General features: G+C 47.5%; 21 protein-coding genes. 3 read left to right on the top strand and 18 right to left on the bottom strand.

Features of this window, described 5'->3' with window-relative positions; all coding sequences use genetic code 11:
• Positions 1-275: 275 nt before the first annotated feature.
• The 11 genes from flgL to flgB all read right to left on the bottom strand — a co-directional run bounded on the left by flgL (position 276) and on the right by flgB (position 10,616).
• Entirely contained in the window at positions 276-1,205 is a 930-nt protein-coding gene (gene flgL, locus Dpoa2040_RS05850) for a flagellar hook-associated protein FlgL (RefSeq protein ID WP_042871289.1), read from the bottom strand.
• A 33-nt stretch (positions 1,206-1,238) separates the two neighbouring features.
• Complete coding sequence (flgK, locus tag Dpoa2040_RS05855) at positions 1,239-3,161, bottom strand: flagellar hook-associated protein FlgK (protein ID WP_042871291.1); 1,923 nt, start codon at positions 3,159-3,161, stop codon at positions 1,239-1,241.
• A gap of 127 nt (positions 3,162-3,288) precedes the next feature.
• Positions 3,289-4,245 (bottom strand): flagellar assembly peptidoglycan hydrolase FlgJ, encoded by a 957-nt coding sequence (gene flgJ / locus Dpoa2040_RS05860; protein ID WP_168640625.1) that lies wholly within the window; start codon positions 4,243-4,245, stop codon positions 3,289-3,291.
• The gene (locus Dpoa2040_RS05865) at positions 4,245-5,354 is read right to left on the bottom strand and encodes a flagellar basal body P-ring protein FlgI (protein ID WP_042871294.1); all 1,110 of its coding nucleotides are present in this window, start codon (positions 5,352-5,354) and stop codon (positions 4,245-4,247) included. Before Dpoa2040_RS05865 ends, flgJ begins: the two co-directional genes overlap by 1 nt.
• A gap of 16 nt (positions 5,355-5,370) precedes the next feature.
• The gene (locus tag Dpoa2040_RS05870; protein ID WP_042873967.1) at positions 5,371-6,087 is read right to left on the bottom strand and encodes a flagellar basal body L-ring protein FlgH; all 717 of its coding nucleotides are present in this window, start codon (positions 6,085-6,087) and stop codon (positions 5,371-5,373) included.
• Positions 6,088-6,221: 134 nt separating this feature from the next.
• Complete coding sequence (flgG, locus tag Dpoa2040_RS05875; RefSeq protein ID WP_042871296.1) at positions 6,222-7,004, bottom strand: flagellar basal-body rod protein FlgG; 783 nt, start codon at positions 7,002-7,004, stop codon at positions 6,222-6,224.
• Positions 7,005-7,030: 26 nt separating this feature from the next.
• Complete coding sequence (locus Dpoa2040_RS05880; RefSeq protein ID WP_042871298.1) at positions 7,031-7,786, bottom strand: flagellar basal body rod protein FlgF; 756 nt, start codon at positions 7,784-7,786, stop codon at positions 7,031-7,033.
• 21 nt (positions 7,787-7,807) lie between these two features.
• Positions 7,808-9,007, bottom strand: a complete 1,200-nt coding sequence (gene flgE / locus Dpoa2040_RS05885; protein WP_042871300.1) for a flagellar hook protein FlgE — start codon at positions 9,005-9,007, stop codon at positions 7,808-7,810.
• 67 nt (positions 9,008-9,074) lie between these two features.
• Positions 9,075-9,746 carry a flagellar hook assembly protein FlgD gene (flgD, locus tag Dpoa2040_RS05890; protein WP_168640626.1) on the bottom strand — a complete coding sequence of 224 codons (672 nt, stop codon included), beginning with the start codon at positions 9,744-9,746 and terminating at the stop codon, positions 9,075-9,077.
• Between the two features lie 12 nt (positions 9,747-9,758).
• A complete protein-coding gene (gene flgC, locus Dpoa2040_RS05895; protein ID WP_168640627.1) occupies positions 9,759-10,163 on the bottom strand; it encodes a flagellar basal body rod protein FlgC in 405 nt (134 codons plus the stop codon).
• A gap of 33 nt (positions 10,164-10,196) precedes the next feature.
• Complete coding sequence (gene flgB / locus Dpoa2040_RS05900; protein WP_042871305.1) at positions 10,197-10,616, bottom strand: flagellar basal body rod protein FlgB; 420 nt, start codon at positions 10,614-10,616, stop codon at positions 10,197-10,199.
• A 164-nt stretch (positions 10,617-10,780) separates the two neighbouring features.
• Between flgB and flgA the strand changes: the two genes are divergently transcribed.
• The 3 genes from flgA (at position 10,781) to Dpoa2040_RS05915 (ending at position 12,337) form a co-directional block, all read left to right on the top strand.
• Positions 10,781-11,449: a flagellar basal body P-ring formation chaperone FlgA gene (gene flgA, locus Dpoa2040_RS05905; protein ID WP_168640628.1), complete on the top strand. Its 669-nt coding sequence runs from the start codon at positions 10,781-10,783 to the stop codon at positions 11,447-11,449.
• A 146-nt stretch (positions 11,450-11,595) separates the two neighbouring features.
• Complete coding sequence (flgM, locus tag Dpoa2040_RS05910; protein WP_168640629.1) at positions 11,596-11,895, top strand: flagellar biosynthesis anti-sigma factor FlgM; 300 nt, start codon at positions 11,596-11,598, stop codon at positions 11,893-11,895.
• A 4-nt stretch (positions 11,896-11,899) separates the two neighbouring features.
• Entirely contained in the window at positions 11,900-12,337 is a 438-nt protein-coding gene (locus tag Dpoa2040_RS05915; RefSeq protein ID WP_168640630.1) for a flagella synthesis protein FlgN, read from the top strand.
• Positions 12,338-12,397: 60 nt separating this feature from the next.
• Here the strand turns inward: Dpoa2040_RS05915 and Dpoa2040_RS05920 are convergent, their stop codons facing one another.
• The 7 genes from Dpoa2040_RS05920 to cheR form a co-directional block, all read right to left on the bottom strand.
• The gene (locus Dpoa2040_RS05920) at positions 12,398-12,820 is read right to left on the bottom strand and encodes a flagellar protein FlhE (protein WP_128569738.1); all 423 of its coding nucleotides are present in this window, start codon (positions 12,818-12,820) and stop codon (positions 12,398-12,400) included.
• Positions 12,820-14,910 carry a flagellar biosynthesis protein FlhA gene (gene flhA / locus Dpoa2040_RS05925; protein WP_146411182.1) on the bottom strand — a complete coding sequence of 697 codons (2,091 nt, stop codon included), beginning with the start codon at positions 14,908-14,910 and terminating at the stop codon, positions 12,820-12,822. The genes Dpoa2040_RS05920 and flhA overlap by 1 nt, the downstream gene beginning before the upstream one ends.
• The gene (flhB, locus tag Dpoa2040_RS05930; RefSeq protein WP_146411179.1) at positions 14,903-16,054 is read right to left on the bottom strand and encodes a flagellar biosynthesis protein FlhB; all 1,152 of its coding nucleotides are present in this window, start codon (positions 16,052-16,054) and stop codon (positions 14,903-14,905) included. Before flhB ends, flhA begins: the two co-directional genes overlap by 8 nt.
• 231 nt (positions 16,055-16,285) lie before the next feature.
• On the bottom strand, positions 16,286-16,930 hold the full coding sequence (gene cheZ, locus Dpoa2040_RS05935) for a protein phosphatase CheZ (protein WP_042871314.1): 645 nt from the start codon (positions 16,928-16,930) through the stop codon (positions 16,286-16,288).
• Between the two features lie 9 nt (positions 16,931-16,939).
• Positions 16,940-17,329 (bottom strand): chemotaxis response regulator CheY, encoded by a 390-nt coding sequence (cheY, locus tag Dpoa2040_RS05940; RefSeq protein ID WP_012769271.1) that lies wholly within the window; start codon positions 17,327-17,329, stop codon positions 16,940-16,942.
• A gap of 36 nt (positions 17,330-17,365) precedes the next feature.
• Positions 17,366-18,418 carry a chemotaxis response regulator protein-glutamate methylesterase gene (locus tag Dpoa2040_RS05945; protein WP_042871317.1) on the bottom strand — a complete coding sequence of 351 codons (1,053 nt, stop codon included), beginning with the start codon at positions 18,416-18,418 and terminating at the stop codon, positions 17,366-17,368.
• Positions 18,418-19,236, bottom strand: a complete 819-nt coding sequence (gene cheR / locus Dpoa2040_RS05950) for a protein-glutamate O-methyltransferase CheR (protein WP_236614473.1) — start codon at positions 19,234-19,236, stop codon at positions 18,418-18,420. Before cheR ends, Dpoa2040_RS05945 begins: the two co-directional genes overlap by 1 nt.
• Positions 19,237-19,605 lie beyond the last annotated feature (369 nt).

Here is a 19,605-nt window from a genome sequence, read left to right on the forward strand (position 1 = left end):
AGGACTATAGCGAATGTCGGCCTCATTCTTCGTTGAATTATCAGACCCCTTCAGAGTTTGCAGCGGGATGGCGAAACGGAGAATACGGGAGTAAATCAACCGACATTACTAACTGATTATTGTGTTTAATACTGGGGGCAGGTCAGAGCAGGTCACACGCGCTCAAAAATGCACAACCTCCCTCAAAAAAAAAGCATGTCATCTTATAAAGGATGACATGCTAAAAAGAATACGCCCGGTTTAAGCGCATCCAAATACTGGTACGTTACTCCACCTTATTTATTCAGTTGGAATAACGAAATGTTTTGCATATCAATAAACGCTTTGTATGATGCCTGCAGAGACTGCTGTTGCATCAAGTAAGTCGAGATAGTCGCAACCATATCAATATCAACCAGATCGCTTAGCGTTTGCTTGTTAGCGGCACTACGATCAGTACCGATACTATCCAACGTATCAATTTCCTGCAATTGAACACCAAGTGTTGCCTGTGCGGAGGATACATTGGTCAGCGAACTTTTCAGGCCCAGGCTAGCAGCATTCACTGATGCTGTGTTAGCGCTCTTAACTGCATCGCTAGCACCATCTAATGGAGTCTCCAATGCAGTGATAGCTGTATCCAAAGCACTGAAAATGTCTGCCGTACCACTTGCATTATTGAATACATCAGTACCGACATGTCCAACCGCCATGACACGGTCTGCATCCACCTGTTGAGAAATGGCCTGAGTGCCCCCAACATAACTAACGGTGCCAGCAGCATTAGTAACGAATGGCTGGGAATCAGTCTTATAGCCACCGAAAATATAACTACCATTACCGTCTGTACTGTTCGCCAGATTGAGTAACTGAGATTTAAGGCCGCGCAGAGATGTTGCGATAAGCTGGCGATCATTATCATTCTTAGTACCATCAGCGCTCAACAACGTCGTACTAGCACTCGTCAATGCAGTGACTACGTTGGTCAAAACGGATAACTCACTATTCATACCGTTCTGGGCAAAAGTACGAGCCAAGGTATATTGATCGTTCTGAGCCTGAGCCTGGTTCACCATCACAGCCTTGGAGGCCGCGATCGGGTCATCAGACGGGTTTAGCACCCGTGTATTACTCGCTAGCTGCTGGCCCGTCTTGCTAAAATTTGATAACCCGTCTGTGACGCCTTGCATACCCTGCTGAAAAATAATACTGGTACTCAGTCGCATAACTTATTCCTTACTATTTTTACCGTCACAAACTTAACTACGGATTGCCAACAAAGCATCAAAGATCGTCGAAGCAGTCTGGATTACCTTGGCATTTGCCATGTAATATTGCTGAAAACGAATCAAATCGCCGTACTCTTCGTTTAGGTTGACGCCGGATACAGATTGCTGCTCTGTGGTCAATTGTGATACCACGTTCTTCTGCGAAGTATCAGTAACCTTAGCGGTACTGGTTTTGTTACCAATATCACCGACCAGACTGGCATACGCCTGACTGATACTGGATTTGTTTTCGACCACTTTAGCAGTCTGTAAGTTTAACAATGCTTTAGCATTTGTGTTATCACTAACCCCACCGCCAGCTGATGTCAGCGAAGCACCTGCAGCGGCAATCTTCGATGAATCTGTGATTTTCACTGACATATTTACCACAACATCACGAACGCCTTTGACAGTAAACTGCTCGTCAGCTAATGGTGTCCCTGTGATATCAAGTTTCATGCCATCAAAAATCAAACTGGCAGGCGTCGAACCGCTTGCTGCGGTATACGTTGCCGAGGAGGACAAGTCAGCCCCATCCGACAAGCGTTTTACTGACCAGTTATTGGCAGATGGGCCAACAAATGTAACGCTATAATCACTAGCCTTAATGTAGTTGTTATCATTTCGTGAGAGCGATGCTGCAGATGTTGTGCCTGTCGGTGCGGTTTGTGAAATTGATGACTGTCCAGGTGATACTTTGAGGCTAAAAGTATCACCTGAAGCAGCCGCACCGGATATACCGATAGTGAAACCATCAAAGGTTAGGCCAGAACCAGACAGAGTTGAACTTGCCGTTGTACCATCAGACCGAGTAACGCTCCAGGACGTACCATTGTACTGCAGCGAGTAAGTATCACTCAGATAGGAAGAGGTCAACTCGGCAGCAGAGGTATTTTTGGCGCTTTTCAACGTGACAGACGAACCAACACCAAAGAAATCACCACCTTGAGCATTATTCAAGTCGAACCCTGCTTTGTGCTGATTATTGAAAGCATCAGTAAATGCCAACGCCATCTGACCTAACTGGTTACGGGCGCTATCCAGTGTACTGGTACGGAAATTCAGCAACCCGCCAAGAGAGCCGCCAGTAATAGTGCTCTCTTTTACTTCACTCAAACCAGCAATCGCATCGTTGTAAGAAACGGTCGTACGAGTTGGGTCTGTACTGGATGGCGTAGCAGCAAACGTATTGAAGCTTTTCCCCTGAACAAGAGTCAGGCCATTCTTCAGTGAGATGTTGTAAACATCACCATCTTGAACTGCCACATCTATGCCGACCAATTTGTTAAGCCCATCAACCAGTACGTCACGCTGATCCAGCAAATCATTTGGCGCTGCGCCATTATTAGCGCCTTTCAGACGCACAATCTGGTCGTTGATATTAGCTATCTGCTGAGCGAACGTATTAATCTGTGAGACAGTAACGGAAATTTCTCCATTGATGTTGCTATCCATATCACGCAGATATTGGTCAGTGATTTTGAACTGGTTGACCAAAGCATTTGCTTTACCCAGCACAGTTTGACGTACAGAAGAGTCGCTAGAATTACTGGTCAGGTTCTGCAGGTTTTTGAAGAAGTCTTGAATCGTGGTAGACAGACTAGATGAACTGCTCGACAACAGATTATCAATTTTTGAAATTTGCTCGTAATAAGAAGTCGTTGAGCTGCTTGTCGTCTGAGCTGCACGTAGCTGTTTAGCAATAAAATCATTGTAATCACGATTGATGCTGACAACGGTTACCCCGTTGCCAATGTAACCGGCGGAGAGGTTGGTACCGTTGTTCTGTGCCAACAATGCATTTTGACGACTATATCCTGTAACAGCCTGATTACTGATGTTGTTACTGACAGTGCTCAGTGCCGCCTGTGCAGCACTCAAACCACTCATTCCGGTGTTAATCAAATTGGACATGCTGGGTTCCTTTTTACTCTTACTTATGCACAGACAGCGAACAACCTATTGCCAGGCACAAAAATATATCGTCGTTATAAATTAACTTTTATATCTATCGGCAGGCAGGCTGAAAACTTGAATAAAATTAGAAAATACCGCTCAGATCATGTGTATACGCCTGAACCGCCTTTTCACCTGAATTTTTCATATGCTGAATCATACTTACCAGTTTCTTCGCATAAGCCGGATCAGTCGCATACCCGGCTTGTTGTAAAGCAACCGCAGCCTGTTCCGCGGTTGCAGCAGCAGAAACACCCGCATAGCGCGGGTTTTGCGTCAGCAACTTGGCGTAGTCATTCAACGCTTCCAAATAGGAACTATACACACGGAACGCCGCTTTGACCTTTTTGGCAACACCTTGCTCGTATTCCGTCGTAGTAACTTCTGTTACCGGGCCATCCCAATTGCTGCCTGCCTTTATGCCAAAAATATTATGACTTGAACGTCCATCAGCAGTAGGAATTTCGCGCTGTCCCCACCCAGATTCAAGCGCAGCCTGAGCCATAATTAAATGGTGTGGAATACCGCTTTGCTGACTAACCAACATCGCCGGTACCGACAGTCGGGAAATAAACTCAGCACTCCCCATCGGTAATGCTGCTGTTTTTTCCGGCAATGCTGGCATCGCTTTGCGAACCATCTGCTCCAAAGCAAATGCCGGCATGGTCCGAGTCAACTGGCTATCCGGCTTAAAGGGCACAGGTGAAGTCGCTTCTGGCTCAGTACCGACAATCCCTTTTCCCGTCATTTGCTTCTCGATCATTGAGGCTAATCCCAGCCCTTTACCCGATGACATCTGCTGAGCAAGCTGCTGATCATACATTGATGTAAGCATACGAGTCTGATCGCTACTGAACAGGCCATCCTGTGGCAAGGCATCACGCATACTTTTCATCATCATCTGCACGAAGACGCCTTCCAACTGTTTAGCGACAGCACGAATACCTTCCCGACTCTGAGGATGACTTGAAACATCCCGTTTCAGCGAGTTAAGTGACTGCGTCTCATAAGCAGGATTGTTAAACGCCTTCAGATCACTCATCAGATAATTTCCAACTTAGCTCTCAGGCAGCCAGCGCTTTCCATTGCCTGAAGAATCGACATCAAATCCATTGGTGTTGCCCCCAGAGAGTTCAGTGCTCTGACCACACTGTTGAGATTAGCACTTGAGTTTACCCGCTGCAGTGCCCCCCCCTCCTGACGCATGGAAATTTCCGTTTGTGGCGTCACCACCGTCTGCCCTCCCGCCAGTGGCGTGTTCGGCTGACTGACAGTATTTTGCTGATTAATGGTGACAGATAGATTTCCCTGAGCTACCGCGCAATTTTCCAGTTGGACATTGCGGTTCATCACTACAGAACCCGTACGGGAGTTAATGATAACTTTGGCATCCAGTGTACCGACATTGACCTCAATATTTTGCATATCCGCCAGAAAACGAACCTGAGAGCTATTGCCTGACGGCACTACAACTCGGATGGTGCGAGAATCTAGCGGGGTCGCAGTACCCCCACGGCTAAATCGGTTGATGGCATCGCTGATACTCTGCGCCATCGTAAAATCATCCTGATTCAATTGCAGCATGATAGTATTTCCAGTACCAAATGTACTAGGCAGCTCACGCTCAATAACTGCACCATTGGTAATACGTCCGCCAGAAAGCTGATTGACCTGTACACTGCTACCTCCTGCAGAAGCACCAGCACCGCCGATCAACAAGTTACCTTGCGCAATGGCGTAGACCTGATTATCAACACCTTTTAGCGGCGTCATCAGCAATGTACCGCCACGCAAGCTCTTAGCATTCCCCATAGAAGAAACCACTACATCAACCGACTGGCCTGCACGAGCAAACGGAGGCAATTTAGCGGTAACCATCACCGCAGCCACATTTTTCAGCTGCATGTTGGTGCCAGCAGGAACAGTAATCCCCATTTGGGAGAGCATATTGTTCAAACTCTGTGTGGTGAACGGTGTCTGCGTAGTCTGGTCACCAGTGCCATCCAATCCCACCACCAGACCATAACCAATAAGCGCGTTATCACGCACGCCCTGAATACTCACCAGATCGCGGATACGTTCAGCTGATACTGGCGGAGTTACCATCATCAGCACAGCAAGAATAAGGGTAAACAATGAAGAGATCCGCATTATATGCCTCATCAATTTAGAACGGCGAAACATTAAGGAAGAACCGCTGCAGCCAGCCCATAGTCTGTGTTTCATTAATGTAGCCATTGCCCACATACTCCATACGAGCATCCGCTACCTGTGTTGATGCTACAGTATTGCTGCCGCTGATAGTCCTTGGGTTTACCACCCCGGAGAAACGGATAAATTCAGTTCCCTGATTAACTGCAATTTGTTTTTCGCCCACAACATGCAAGTTACCGTTGGTCAGCACCTGATCCACAGTAACCGTGATAGTACCGGTGAAAGTGTTATTCGCGTTGGCACCACCTTTACCGGTAAAATCATCTTTGCCAGTAGCGTTAAACGCAGCCCGGTTATTACCCAAAGGCCCTTCCAAAGCGCGTGGCGTAACGGTCATACCAAAGGAGCCGGATGCATTACGACTGGCATTCGCCGACGAATTCTTACTGGCGCTGACGTTTTCCTGCAGAACAATAGTCAGCGTATCTCCTACATTGCGTGGGCGCCGGTCCTCAAACATCGGCTGATAGCCATAATTCATTGCTTGCCCAGCCTGAAAAATGGACCCATTGGGGATAGCCTGCAAAGGCGGTGTGGGCTGCGCTGTTGTTGGCCCTGTTACAACTTTGTCGTGAGGAACGTAGGCGCAACCTGACAGCGTTAACATCATCACATATGCCAGCAAACGTGGCCGACATGGCTGCAGAGCAGCAACCGACTTTGTATTCATCATCACTACAGGTATCGCCTTACTTTCAGTAATCTGTCTACAGATTGAATCAGGTGGCCACCTCACCCATCTGCAACCAATCGCAAATCAGTAAAATGCCACCTTAAACGCAAACAAAAATGCCCAATGAAGAATTACAGTTGGGTCAGTTTCTGCAACATTTGGTCCGTGGAAGAGATTGCCTTACTGTTAATTTCATACGCCCGTTGGGTCTGAATCATCGAGACCAATTCTTCAGCGACATTTACGTTTGATGTTTCAACAAATTTCTGATAAATGAGGCCTGCGCCATTCAGACCCGGCGTACTTTGGGTTGGTGCGCCGGAACTGGCAGTTTCCGCATACAGGTTTTCCCCAAGGTTCTCCAGACCTGCTTCATTGATAAACATCGCCAGGTTGAGCTGCCCGATTTGGATAGGAGCAGTCTGTCCCTGCTGGGTTACGGTAACTACCCCATCGCGGCCTACCGTCAGGTTGCTAGAGTTCGCTGGAATAGTAATAACTGGCTGAACCTGAAAACCGCTAGATGTCACTAACTGACCATTAGAGTCCTGCTGGAAGGAGCCGTCACGGGTGTATGCCGTCGTGCCATCCGGCATCAACACCTGAAAGAAGCCTGCGCCTTTGATAGCCATATCCTTTACATTACCAGTTTCGGAAAAAGAACCTTGCGTATGAATTCGCTCGGTTGCCACCGGGCGCACCCCTGTCCCCAGTTGTAAACCTGACGGCAGAGTAGTCTGTTCTGAAGACTGGGCCCCCGGCTGGCGTACAGTTTGATACATAAGGTCTTCAAATACGGCACGCTGACGCTTAAAACCATTAGTGCTGACGTTCGCCAGGTTGTTGGATATAACATCCATATTGGTTTGCTGGGCGTTCAGACCGGTTTTGGCAATCCATAAAGAACGGATCATCGAGTCACTCCTGTGCGCAAGGGCACTTAATTCATTGCAAGTATCTGATTAGCACGCTGTGTATTATCATCAACGTTGCTAATCACTTTCATCTGCATCTCAAAACGGCGTGCGTTGGAAATCATCTCCACCATCGATTCAACCGTATTGACGTTACTACCTTCCACCACCCCAGGCATTACCCTGACTGTTGCGTCATTCTGTAATACCGTGCCACGTTGTTGTTGCGCAGCAGGGGAAACACGGAAAAAACCGTCGTCACCACGGACCACATCTCTAGCAGTCGCTTTAACTAGTTTAAGGCGACCGATTGGAGTAACCGTATTCGCCGCATCACTGGGATTCAGCGCATTAATAGTACCATCGGGACCTATAGTGATCTGCGTCTGGGGCGGCACGTCGATTGGACCGCCATCCCCCATCACCACGTTTCCCTGAATAGCTAATTGCCCGTTAGCGTTAATTTCCATATTACCGTTGCGAGTATAAGCCTCACTGCCATCCGCAACGCGAACCGCTAACCAACCATCTTGTGATAACGCAACATCCATCGAACGACCGGTATAATCCATGGATCCTGGGGTCGAATCAGCCCCAGGTGTCGATGATATCACCAGTGTACGCGTCTCATTAGAGGCTCCCTGGATCGGCACAGCACGCATCGCAGCTAGTTGTGCACGAAAACCTGGCGTCGAGGCGTTAGCCATATTGTTCGACGTAATGGCTTGCTGTTCCAACGTCTGACTTGCAGCGCCCATTGCTGTATAGATAGCGTGATCCATGCAATATCCCCGTTACAATAATTAGCGCAGGTTAACCAGCGTATTAAGTATCTGATCCTGCGTTTTAATGGTCTGGGCATTGGACTGATAGTTACGTTGAGCAACAATCATGTTCACCAATTCCTTACTCATATCGACGTTAGAACTTTCGGTAGCTTTACCCACGAGTTTTCCAAGGTTACCGGTGCCTGCCAGGTTCACTACGGCCTGACCGGATTTGTCAGTTGCGCCCCATACGTTGTCACCCTGCGGAGCAAGTCCTTCCGGGTTGGCAAAGTTAGCCAGTGCAATCTGCCCCAGAAGTTGGGTCTTCTTATTGGAATAAGAGCCAATGACACTACCGTCTTCACTGATGCTATAACCCGTCAATTCGCCTGGTTCATAGCCATCCTGTGTTGGTGTTTTGGTGCTGTTGGAACCGCTGTTTTGCTGAACAGAGCCGGTAAACGCCAGAGTAAACGTGCTGGCTGCAGAACCGTTCAATGTTGCCATACTAATCGTCGCTGGTGTCGTTGTAGTCAGTGCGCCGCTGCTATTGAAAGACAGTGTGGTTGGCCCCTGGAAGCCCGCACCAGTGATACTGGTGTCTTGTGCATACACATCCCAGCTATTAGCTGCGGTTTTCACGAAATAGAGTGCGAAGTTATGCGCATTACCCAAACTGTCGTAGGTAGTGATAGAACCTTTGTAGTTTGAGGTGTTGGTCGGGTTAGTAGCATTCCAGGTATTTGTACCGTCTGACGAGTTCAGGCTGGCAATGATCGACGCAGTGCCGGTAGCCTTGGCCGACATGGTGGTTTCCGGAATGCTCAAACCAACCGGATCGGCCCCTTTCTGAATTGCTGGCGGCGTCCCGGTAGCGGGATAGCCAGTCAACTGCAGGCCCTGTGCATTGACAATATTACGATTGCTATCCAACGTGAACTGACCATTACGGCTGTAAGCCACACTGCCGTTGGTGTTGAGCAGGCGATAAAAGCCATTACCGTTGATAGCTACATCCAACGAGCGAGACGTACTAGTAATAGAACCATTGCTAAAATCCTGCAGTACGGATGCCACTCGTGTTCCCAAACCCACGTTGGAACCAGCATACATATCAGCAAAAGAAATATTACTAGCTTTGAAACCTACAGTAGCGGAGTTGGCTATATTGTTGCCAATTACGTCCAGATTGTTAGAGGCAGCATTTAATCCACTGACCGCCTGAGAAAAGCTCATAGTGCTCTCCTGAATATTGATGAACTGTTATTCACTAGAAAGTGACGCGCGTTATAATCCGTAACTATTACAAAATCTGGCGTACGTTATCCAACGTAGACTGACCACTAAGGCCCAGATCCAACAACGCTCCGTTGCTGCTGCTGACTACACCATTCACATACGCATAGTTCAGCGGTTCTGCAACCTGCTGAGCACCATTGGATGTAGCTGAAACCGAGATCGTATAAGCACCATCTGGTGCAGTAGTACCATCCGATGCTTTGCCATCCCAAGAATAGGCATGTACCCCGGCACTAAGCGCGCCCAGGTCCATACTGTGAACAACTTTGCCAGAACTATCAGTGATGTTGATGGTGACGTTCTCAGCGGCACTTTCCAGTTCAACGCCGAACGGCGTAGCCGTTTCTTTACCCACCAGCACTTTGGTTCCAGGTACCAGCACGCCATGACCAATCAACGACGATGCCTGAATAGATTGGTTACTATTGATTTGAGTAGAAATAGATCCCAGCGTGGTATTCAACTTTTCAATACCGCTCACCGTGTTTAACTGTGCCAACTGAGACAACAGTTGGTTATTATCCATCGGATTAGTCGGGTCCTGATTCTTTAGCTGAGCGACCAAGAGGGTCAGAAAGCTGTTCTGTAAGTCAGCGCTGGTATTCCCGCTGACGGCCGATGTGGATGTCGTCGATGTCGTATTTTGGACATTACTGACAGAAGATGTGGTAGCCATGTATTCTCCAGATTACTGACCAATAGTTAATGTCTTCAGCATCATCGATTTTGTGGTATTCAATACTTCCACATTCGCCTGATAGCTTCGGGACGCTGAGATGGTATTAACCATTTCATTGACGGGATTCACATTTGGCATGCGGACATAGCCTTTGGCGTCAGCCAACGGATTACCCGGCTGATAGACAAGTTTTTCCGGAGAAGGATCTTCAATTACCTTGGCAACCTTCACACCACCTGTCGCTTGCCCTGGAGCAGAGTCGACTTCAAAAACTACCTGCTTAGCGCGATAGGGCTGTCCATCTGGGCCTGTAACGCTGTCAGCGTTAGCCAAATTACTGGCACTGACGTTGAGGCGTTGAGACTGGGCGGAGAGCGCCGAACCGGAAATATCAAAAATATTGAGTAACGACATGAGACATCAACCTTATATCTGCCATCAATGCTATTATGACGATCCGGACTGAAGTACCGACATCATACCTTTGATCTGCCCACTGATAAGCGTCAGACTACCCTGATACTTGAAACTGTTATCCGCGAAGTTGGTACGCTCGCGATCCATGTCAACGGTGTTTCCATCAAGAGCGGGCTGCGTCGGGACACGGTAGAGCAGATCGAGCTCAGGCTGCTGTAACTTCTGAGCGGGAATGTGGCGTGAGGACGTCAGGCTCAGTGACACGGATTGACCGCTAACGCGTCCCTGTTCCATCACTTTGTTCAGTTCCTTGGCAAAATCAATGTCACGAGCCTGATAGCCAGGAGTATCCGCATTAGCAATGTTGGCAGCCAAAATTTCCTGACGCTGGGCACGGAGATTCAACGCCTCTTGCTGAAACCGTAGCGCGGCATCTAATTTATCGAGCATACTCCCTCCGCAATTTAATTTTTAGTTCGTGTAGGATAATTCTCATCCTGTCAAAATCATCGTCAGAATAGACATAGAATGAAGTGCTATTTATTGCCTTAACTGTAAGCAAGTACCGCTAAACTGGTAACGTGGAATGATTGGGGTTGGAGAGCAGAATACTGATGCAGGATATCAGGAAATACATACAGTTATCGATTTTAGGCCTGCTAATTGCTCCAGTGCTGGTGAATGCTGCCGATCTCGCATCACAATTATCTCGTTTCTTTTCAGATAATTTTAAAGGCTCATCGAATACTGTGAATGTATTAGTGAAAACGCCTGAAGCCCAATGGCCTGCTTGTGAAAATCCGCAAATTTCGCTGCCAGGAAATGCAAGAGCATGGGGCAATCTTTCCGTATCTGTCCGTTGTAATCAGGATCGACGTTTTATTCAGGTCGAAGTGCAAGTTACCGGCAATTATGTGGCGGCGGCGGCTCCTGTCAGTCGGGGAGCAGTGCTGGCATCGGGAGATATTCGAACCATCCGAGGCAGAATTGATCAGCTTCCCTCGCATACGCTGTTCTCTCTGGAGGAAGCTCAGGGTGCGGTAGCATTGCGAGATATCGCACCAGGTCAAGCCATTACGCAAGCTATGATTAGAAAACCTTGGGTGATCCATGCAGGGCAAACCGTACAAATCCTGGCCCAGGGAAATGGCTTTAGCGTGCGCAGTGAAGGAAAAGCTATGAACAATGCAGCATCAGGTCAGTCAGTAAGGGTTCGTACGGCTTCAGGGCAGCTCGTATCGGGTATTGCTACTAACGATGGGATTATTCTGATCTCACAATAATTTGCTAAAGTAATGCTCATTGCTGCCGATATGATGAACATAGTCGCTGATGATAATACTGGTTAAAATGAAGCACCAGTTTAGGAAATAGATACTATTTCCTAGATTATCATCTTTATACCTTGTTATGACATGAGCACACTACCATGAGCATTGATCGGACCCAATCAGTCAATCCAGTAAACCCAGCTCAATCTTGGGATACTGGCGATGTGAGCAAATTAAAACGCAAAGAAGAAACCGGGCAACAGAGCGGTGTGGCTGGCACTCAGGTTAAACTGAGTGATGCTCAGTCCAAACTGATGCAACCGTCATCTCAGGATATCGATATCCAACGCGTAGAAACGCTGAAGCAGGCTATTCGTAACGGTTCATTGAAAATGAACGTTGGTAAAATTGCTGATGCATTGCTTAAAGATGCACAGGACTTGATTTCAGGCGATTAATTTTATGGAAAAACTTGTAAAGCTGTTAGAACAACTGCTGCTCAATATGCGTGAACTTGGAGTTGTGCTAGAGGATGAGCAATTGTTGCTCTGTGCTGGCCATGTTAATGGACCTGCTCTGCAAGTGATTACCGATAAGAAGAATTCGCTGTTAACGACTATCCAGCATTTGGATAAAATCCGACTGCAAGGAGAATCTGCTTTACGGGTGACGGCCCCTTATACTACCCATCCTGTTGTAGCCGAAATCTGGCAACAGATTACTGAATTGACTGAAACATTACGTGATAAAAATCAGCATAATGGTTTATTGCTTGGTTATCACCTCGATCATAATGAAAAAGCACTGGCAGTATTAAAACCGCATAATGCCCAACCTTTGTACGGACCAGATGGTCAATCGCGTAGTAATTCTCTTTCTGGTCGGCGTATCATTAGCTAACGCTCTCTACAACACCAACGTATTATGCGATAAAAACCCAGCGTAAATATTCTTGACGAATCACCTATAATTTACCGAGATTTCATTAGATACTACCTCAACTGATGTGCCCATCCGCCCGGATCCTGGCACATAAAATAGCATCCTGAATTCACTGTCGGCAGGTATCCCTTGCAAACCATAAGTCTGACCACTTGCGCCATCCAGATTGACACAGCGATTAATCGCACAGAGTTTAACAGCAAGATCTATCGGTGCGGGAGATTTCAGTTGATAGCGCCAGTAGATTATAGTCACGGACTGAGTGGCTGTTACCCCCAATCCAGAGGGAGGAAGCAGACCCGGAGAAGATGCCAATATCCCTTTGTATTGGAATGATGGCCCGGATAGACTTGCATTCCATCCACCTTCTTGGGCGTGGGCACTAAGCGACAACATTGCTGGCGCCATTCCCCAAAATGCGGCCATCATTCTTTTTTTCATTAGGACAGTTCGCCACCGATCATCGATGTCATTCTGATCTGCCGACTGTCACTGATCTCAAGATTCGACAATACAGCAATCTGCGGCAGGCTACGGCGTAGGAAGCGTGATAGCAATCCGCGCAATGCATGGTTAACCAACAATACCGGCGGCGCTCCCAAAACTTCCTGTCGTTGTAATGCCTGCCGAGCCTGCTCCAACAACCTATCGCTTAGTCCCGGCTCCAAACCACCGCCTCCTTGAAGGGCCTGTAACAGCAGACGTTCCAAGGCACCATCAAGACCAATTACCTGCAATTCAGTATCTCCAGGGAACCATTGCTGTGTTATCGCCCGCCCAAGAGCAATACGCGCAGCTGTCGTCAGTTCATTAGGATCAGTTTGTACCGGTGCATGTTCAGCCAACGTTTCAATAACCGTTCGCATATCCCGAATAGAAACCTGTTCGCTTAATAGATTTTGCAGCACCTTATGCAAGGTCGTTAATGTCACTACTCCAGGAATAAAATCCTCGGTCAACTTCGGCATTTCCTGAGACACACGGTCCATCAGTTGTTGCGCTTCCTGTCGGCCAAACAATTCACTGGCATGTAAGCTAAGTAAATGATTCAGGTGAGTAGCAACGACTGTGCTGGCTTCAACTACAGTATATCCTTGCGTTTGCGCTTGTTCTTTTAACGCACTTTCAATCCAGATGGCAGGCAAGCCAAAAGCAGGATCTTTGGTCAAATCACCTGGCAACGTACCTACTGCATTTCCCGGATTAATTGCCATCCAACGCCCTGGATGAGCCTCGCCACTGCCAATCTCAACACCTTTCATCAAAATACGGTAGCTGGCTGGCTGCAAATCCAAATTATCCCGAATATGCACAACCGGCGGCAGAAAGCCCATCTCCTGAGCAAATTTCTTTCTGATACTTCGTATACGACCAAGCAACTCGCCATTTTGCTGAAAATCAACCATCGGAATCAGGCGATACCCGACTTCCATGCCAAGCGGATCTTCCAACTGCACATCAGACCAACTGGCTTCAACCACCTGCGGTGCAACTGGTGTCGCCGCAGCGGCTTCAGTTGCTGCAAAAGCTGTTTTATTTTCCGCTTTTTTAATCCACCAGGCAAAACCCAACAACGCGGCAGTGAAAAGCAAGAAAACAAAGTTAGGCATACCTGGAACCAAACCGATCAGCCCCAGCACCCCAGCACTCAGGATCATAACTCTCGGATTACTGAACAGCTGAGTCACCATCTGCTGCCCAACATCCTGATCGGTACTGACTCGGGTCACGATAACACCAGCGGCGGTTGAAATTACCAGCGCAGGTATTTGCGCGACCAGGCCATCGCCGATAGTCAGCAACGTATAGTTTTCAACCGCCTGTCCCAACACCATATTATGCTGGACTACCCCAACCAGCAGGCCGCCGATAATGTTGATAGCCATAATCATCAGCCCAGCGATGGCATCACCACGCACAAACTTACTGGCACCATCCATGGAACCATAAAAATCTGCCTCCTGAGTTACTTCAGAACGCCGCTTCTTGGCCTCATCTTCACCAATCAAGCCGGCATTTAGATCGGCATCAATGGCCATCTGTTTACCAGGCATACCATCCAGCGTAAAGCGTGCACCAACTTCAGCAATACGGCCAGCACCCTTCGTGATAACCATAAAGTTAATCAGCACAAGGATAATGAACACAACAATACCAATAGCAAAATTGCCGCCTACTAGGAAATGACCAAATGCTTCAACTACATGGCCTGCAGCACCGGCTCCGGTGTGTCCATCCATCAGAATGATACGAGTCGATGCGACGTTGAGTGATAAACGCAATAGTGTTGAAAACAGTAGAATAGTGGGAAATGCGGCAAAATCGAGTGTACGCTGAGTGAACATGGCAACCAGCAGCACCATGATGGACAACGCTATGTTAAACGTAAACAACAAGTCCAGAACAAACGGTGGCAACGGCAGAACCATCATCGACAAGATGAGCAATATTAGAACAGGTCCTGCCATAACCTGCCATTGTGAACCCTTCATATTGTCTGGTAGGCGGAGCAAAGAGGCCAGGTTAGCCATCGGTTGTTTTCTCTTTAGCAAAATCCAGTGCATCCGGCACAGGTAAGTTTTTAGGTTTACGCGGAATCAAACCGCCTTCACGTTTCCAGCGTTTAAGCTGGTAAACCCATGAAAGTACTTCAGCAACGGCGGCGTATAATCCGGTAGGAATATGTTGCCCGACTTCAGTGTGGCGATAGAGAGCTCGAGCTAATGGCGGTGCCTCCAGGATCGGAATACGATTCTCTGAACCCAGTTCTCGAATACGCTGAGCTATCCGATCAGCACCTTTGGCCAGCACTTTAGGTGCATGCATCTTCTTCTCATCATACTTCAGCGCAACAGCATAATGAGTGGGGTTGGTAACAATCACGTCTGCTTTCGGAACATCCGACATCATTCTCCGCTGAGCAATCGCTCGCTGCTGTTGCCGAATACGACCTTTAATATGAGGATCCCCTTCGTGTTCTTTGTATTCGTCACGGATTTCCTGCTTACTCATACGTAAACGTTTAATATGGCTCCATATCTGCCACGCCACATCAAAAGCAACCATAGGGAACAGCCCAAGAATCACCCAAAAACAGCACAGGAAGGCAATATTCATCGCATCTTTTATCGCAGTCCCCATGGGTTCTGAGACAAGATGCAGCATGTCATTCCAGTTATGCAGCAGGAACCAGTAAGTAATCAAACCTACAACAACGGCCTTGAGAATAGCTTTAAATAGTTCGGCCAATACATGGGTTGAAAATATCCGCTTTAGCCCAGATAGCGGATTCATTTTACCAAAATCGAAGCTTATCGCCTTAGTACTAAAAATCAAACCGCCTAGTAATATCGGTGCAGCCAGAGCAACCAAAACAAGCCCACATAAGATAGGGACAAGCGCCAGCGCCATCTGATTAATTAACATACCGACATGAGAAATGATCAGCCGCTCATCACTGATAAAGTTGTGGTCAAAGCTTAATCCTTTAGCCATCATATCAGCCAGCCTGCCGGCCATACTGGAACCAGTTCCCCACAGAATAGCCAAACCGGCAATGAGCATAAGCACTGATGTCAATTCTCGTGATCGAGGTATCTGACCTTCTTCTCGGGCTTTCTCTGTTCGTTGGGGGGTGGGAGCTTCTGTTTTCTCCAGATCACTATCATCTGCCACTACAGTCGCTCCTGTTAATGCTCACTGACATAACGTTATAGAACGCTAGCATGACAAAATCCGGTAAATCGTTATGGGTAGAACAAAGAAGAAAATAAGCAGCTATTTATTTTATTGAATAAGGCGGGAACTAGGAATTTACGATCGGGGCACGCCCGATCGTAAAAATCCACATATTTTACGCCACCAATGCCCACTCATACAAAAGATGAGATGGGTGTCGAGGTGAAATCAAAAACCCAGACTGTCCAACAGATCGTCAACCTGATCCTGGTTAGCAACAATACCTGCAGCGGTTTTGTCAACCTGAGGCCCATTGAGCAAGCCTTCATTGGCACGACGGTTTTCAGAGGGTTTCTCTGGAATATTTTCCAGCAAGACCATTAGTAACTGTTTCTCGATTTCCTGAACAACATCCATCATGCGTTTAATAACCTGCCCGGTTAGATCCTGAAAATCCTGGGCCATCATGATTTCCAGTAACTGGGCATTGGTAAACGCAGTGTGATCCGGTACAGATTCAAGATAGTTACGCGTATCGGTAACTAATTCACGCGCCTCAGAGAGCTCAATAGGATTCTCAAACCACTGATCCCAACGTGCTTTAAGAGACTTAGACTCTTCTTCCATTTGATTCTGGCGAGGCTGGGCTGCTTCAACACAACTCAATGCGCGTTCTGCCGCCTGCGCAGTCATCTGGACAACATAATCAAGACGATCACGAGCATCAGGAATCGCTTCTGCCGCTTCAGTGATAGCCTGATCTAAACCAAGCTCTTTCAGGCTATCACGCAACATGCGTGTCAACTGCCCGATACGAGAAATAATCTCTGTCGCAGACGCCTGATCGTTAATGGGCATCGGATGTGGATTCATGGCATCTCCTTACATACCAAGCTTTTCGAAAATCTTACTCAGCTTTTCTTCAAGCGTAGCGGCAGTAAATGGTTTAACAACATAACCACTGGCACCGGCCTGTGCTGCAGCAATAATATTCTCTTTCTTTGCTTCAGCGGTTACCATCAGCACTGGGAGCTTGGAAAGCGAGCCGTCGGCACGGATAGCCTGCAACAGTTCCAGCCCGTCCATATTAGGCATGTTCCAGTCAGAAATGACAAAATCGAAACCGCCTGAACGAAGCTTGTTCAGAGCATCTGCACCATCTTCCGCTTCTTCCACATTGTTGAAGCCCAGTTCTTTTAGTAGATTTCGAACAATACGACGCATTGTCGAAAAATCATCCACTACTAAAAATCTGAGTTCTTTATCAGCCATACCTACTCCTAAATATTATTGCTCACCCCGGAGCTGCTATATACGTAATGCCTGTCCGGCAGAAACTTGTGCCAGCATCCGCTGACTCACCTGGTGCAAATCCACCACCTCATCGACACCACCGAGTGCAATAGCCTCTCGAGGCATACCGAATACCACACAGCTAGCCTCATTTTGCGCGATCGTATACGCCCCCGCCTTATGAAGCTCTAGCATTCCCGCAGCACCATCATTGCCCATGCCGGTTAGGATTACTCCCACTGCATTTCGTCCGGCGTACTGTGCAACAGAGTGGAACAGTACGTCAACAGAAGGACGATGACGATTAACCGGCGGACCATCATGTAATTTGACCTGATAATTCGCACCACTACGTGCCAGCTCAAGGTGGCGAGCACCAGGAGCAATATACGCGTGTCCAGGCAGAACACGCTCACCATCCTCAGCCTCTTTCACTGTAATCTGACACAATTTATTCAACCGCTCAGCAAAAGACTTAGTAAACCCCGGTGGCATATGCTGGGTAATCAGTAACGCTGGGCTGGTTGGTGGCAATGGCTGTAATACATGCCTTATAGCCTCAGTACCACCGGTTGACGCACCAATCGCAATCAATTTTTCACTACTGAGCAAAGGCGTGCTAGGGAGTAATACGGTAGGTGCTGGTGATGCGCTGCGCTGAGGTAAACGGGCTTTGGCAGCCATCCGAATTTTTTCCGCAATCAGCTCACTGTATGCCAACATTCCTTCACGAATACCCAATTGAGGTTTGGTGACAAAATCGATGGCCCCCAGCTCAAGCGCACGCAAAGTAATTTCCGAACCTTTCCCTGTCAACGAAGACACCATTACCACTGGCATTGGGCGAAGCCTCATTAATTTCTCAAGAAAATCAAGACCATCCATTCGAGGCATTTCCACGTCGAGCGTCAACACCTGAGGATTGAACTTCTTGATTAAATCACGAGCCACTAATGGATCAGGTGCAGTGGCAACCACCTCCATATCAGGATGACTATTAATGATTTCGGTCATGATCTGCCGCATTAACGCAGAATCATCAACACATAATACTTTTATTTTGCTCATTATCTTTCCTTAGCCAGCCCATAAACAGTCTGCCCGCGCAGGTAGAATTCCCGGCTGATCTGACTGAAGTTCTCTGAATGTCCGGCAAACAATAATCCGCCCGGTTTAAGCAACGGAACAAAACGACGTAAGATGCGCTCCTGAGTCTCTTTATCAAAATAAATCATTACATTACGACAAAAAATCGCATCAAACGGTGCAGGTAAGGACCATTCTGGAGCCAACAAATTCACTTGTTGAAAATGAATCATGTTTGCTAGATCTGGACGAACCCGAGCCAGACCACTGTGTGGACCGGTTCCCCGCAAAAAGAAGCGCTGCATCTGCTGTGGTGAAAGCGAGCGCAGATCTTCCTGCCGGTAAATACCAGCAGATGCTTTCTCTAAAACCTGAGTATCAATGTCACTGGCTATGATTTGACAGTTACTAGCACGATCCCCACAGACTTCAGCAAGTGTCATTGCCAGAGAATAAGGCTCCTCGCCAGTGGAAGCAGCAGTGCACCAGATACTATAGCTTCCCTGCCGCTTACGCGCATGTTCAGCAAGAATAGGAAAGTGGTGCGCTTCACGAAAAAATGCAGTCAGATTAGTCGTTAACGCATTGATAAATGCCTGCCATTCGGCACTGTTCGGATCTGACTCCAGCAGAGCAAGGTACTGTCCAAAATCGTTAATGTTTAACAAACGCAACCGTCTGACCAAACGGTTATAGACCATTTCACGCTTATGATCGGCCAACACGATGCCAGCGCGTTGATATATAAGCTGGCTGATTCTCCGGAAATGAACATCAGACAGCGGCAACCGTTCAACCATCTGACTCAAAATAGATGTAGAACCTGAACGATTTGGCGATGGTGTATTTTTCATATCTGACCGCCCGAAAATGGATAGATGATTTTATTGTTTTCCAATCAGACTTACCATTATGACTATTACAGGTCTCATGCTTTGCTCTCCGGCTCCGTCACTCAATCGGCAGCAACTGCCAACATACCACCGGGGAACATGTTTTTATCAGCATGTATGCGGCGAATTAATGATGGTAATCATGCGATGGTTTTGAACAACGTTGCCTACATTGTTCATCATGAAGATCGTTCACAAAAACAATCAGCCCTCATCATCGCCATAACCTTGAACACTAATATCATTATCAGCCAAACTAACTGACTGGCAATCACC

The sequence above is a fragment of the Dickeya sp. CFBP 2040 genome, assembly GCF_012273755.1.
In the GTDB taxonomy this organism is placed as follows: Bacteria; Pseudomonadota; Gammaproteobacteria; order Enterobacterales; family Enterobacteriaceae; genus Dickeya; species Dickeya poaceiphila.

Coding starts and splice junctions, on each gene's coding strand:
- Dpoa2040_RS05920 (WP_128569738.1), bottom strand. CDS start 12,820: ATGAAAAAAAGAATGATGGCCGCATTTTGGGGAATGGCGCCAGCAATG.
- Dpoa2040_RS05915 (WP_168640630.1), top strand. CDS start 11,900: ATGGAAAAACTTGTAAAGCTGTTAGAACAACTGCTGCTCAATATGCGT.
- flgJ (WP_168640625.1), bottom strand. CDS start 4,245: ATGAGTGATCTGAAGGCGTTTAACAATCCTGCTTATGAGACGCAGTCA.
- cheY (WP_012769271.1), bottom strand. CDS start 17,329: ATGGCTGATAAAGAACTCAGATTTTTAGTAGTGGATGATTTTTCGACA.
- cheZ (WP_042871314.1), bottom strand. CDS start 16,930: ATGAATCCACATCCGATGCCCATTAACGATCAGGCGTCTGCGACAGAG.
- flgK (WP_042871291.1), bottom strand. CDS start 3,161: ATGTCCAATTTGATTAACACCGGAATGAGTGGTTTGAGTGCTGCACAG.
- Dpoa2040_RS05870 (WP_042873967.1), bottom strand. CDS start 6,087: ATGAATACAAAGTCGGTTGCTGCTCTGCAGCCATGTCGGCCACGTTTG.
- Dpoa2040_RS05880 (WP_042871298.1), bottom strand. CDS start 7,786: ATGGATCACGCTATCTATACAGCAATGGGCGCTGCAAGTCAGACGTTG.
- flgB (WP_042871305.1), bottom strand. CDS start 10,616: ATGCTCGATAAATTAGATGCCGCGCTACGGTTTCAGCAAGAGGCGTTG.
- flgM (WP_168640629.1), top strand. CDS start 11,596: ATGAGCATTGATCGGACCCAATCAGTCAATCCAGTAAACCCAGCTCAA.
- flgL (WP_042871289.1), bottom strand. CDS start 1,205: ATGCGACTGAGTACCAGTATTATTTTTCAGCAGGGTATGCAAGGCGTC.
- flgG (WP_042871296.1), bottom strand. CDS start 7,004: ATGATCCGTTCTTTATGGATTGCCAAAACCGGTCTGAACGCCCAGCAA.
- flgD (WP_168640626.1), bottom strand. CDS start 9,746: ATGGCTACCACATCTTCTGTCAGTAATGTCCAAAATACGACATCGACG.
- flgC (WP_168640627.1), bottom strand. CDS start 10,163: ATGTCGTTACTCAATATTTTTGATATTTCCGGTTCGGCGCTCTCCGCC.
- flgA (WP_168640628.1), top strand. CDS start 10,781: ATGCAGGATATCAGGAAATACATACAGTTATCGATTTTAGGCCTGCTA.
- flgE (WP_042871300.1), bottom strand. CDS start 9,007: ATGAGCTTTTCTCAGGCGGTCAGTGGATTAAATGCTGCCTCTAACAAT.
- Dpoa2040_RS05865 (WP_042871294.1), bottom strand. CDS start 5,354: ATGCGGATCTCTTCATTGTTTACCCTTATTCTTGCTGTGCTGATGATG.
- flhA (WP_146411182.1), bottom strand. CDS start 14,910: ATGGCTAACCTGGCCTCTTTGCTCCGCCTACCAGACAATATGAAGGGT.
- cheR (WP_236614473.1), bottom strand. CDS start 19,236: ATGGTTGAACGGTTGCCGCTGTCTGATGTTCATTTCCGGAGAATCAGC.
- Dpoa2040_RS05945 (WP_042871317.1), bottom strand. CDS start 18,418: ATGAGCAAAATAAAAGTATTATGTGTTGATGATTCTGCGTTAATGCGG.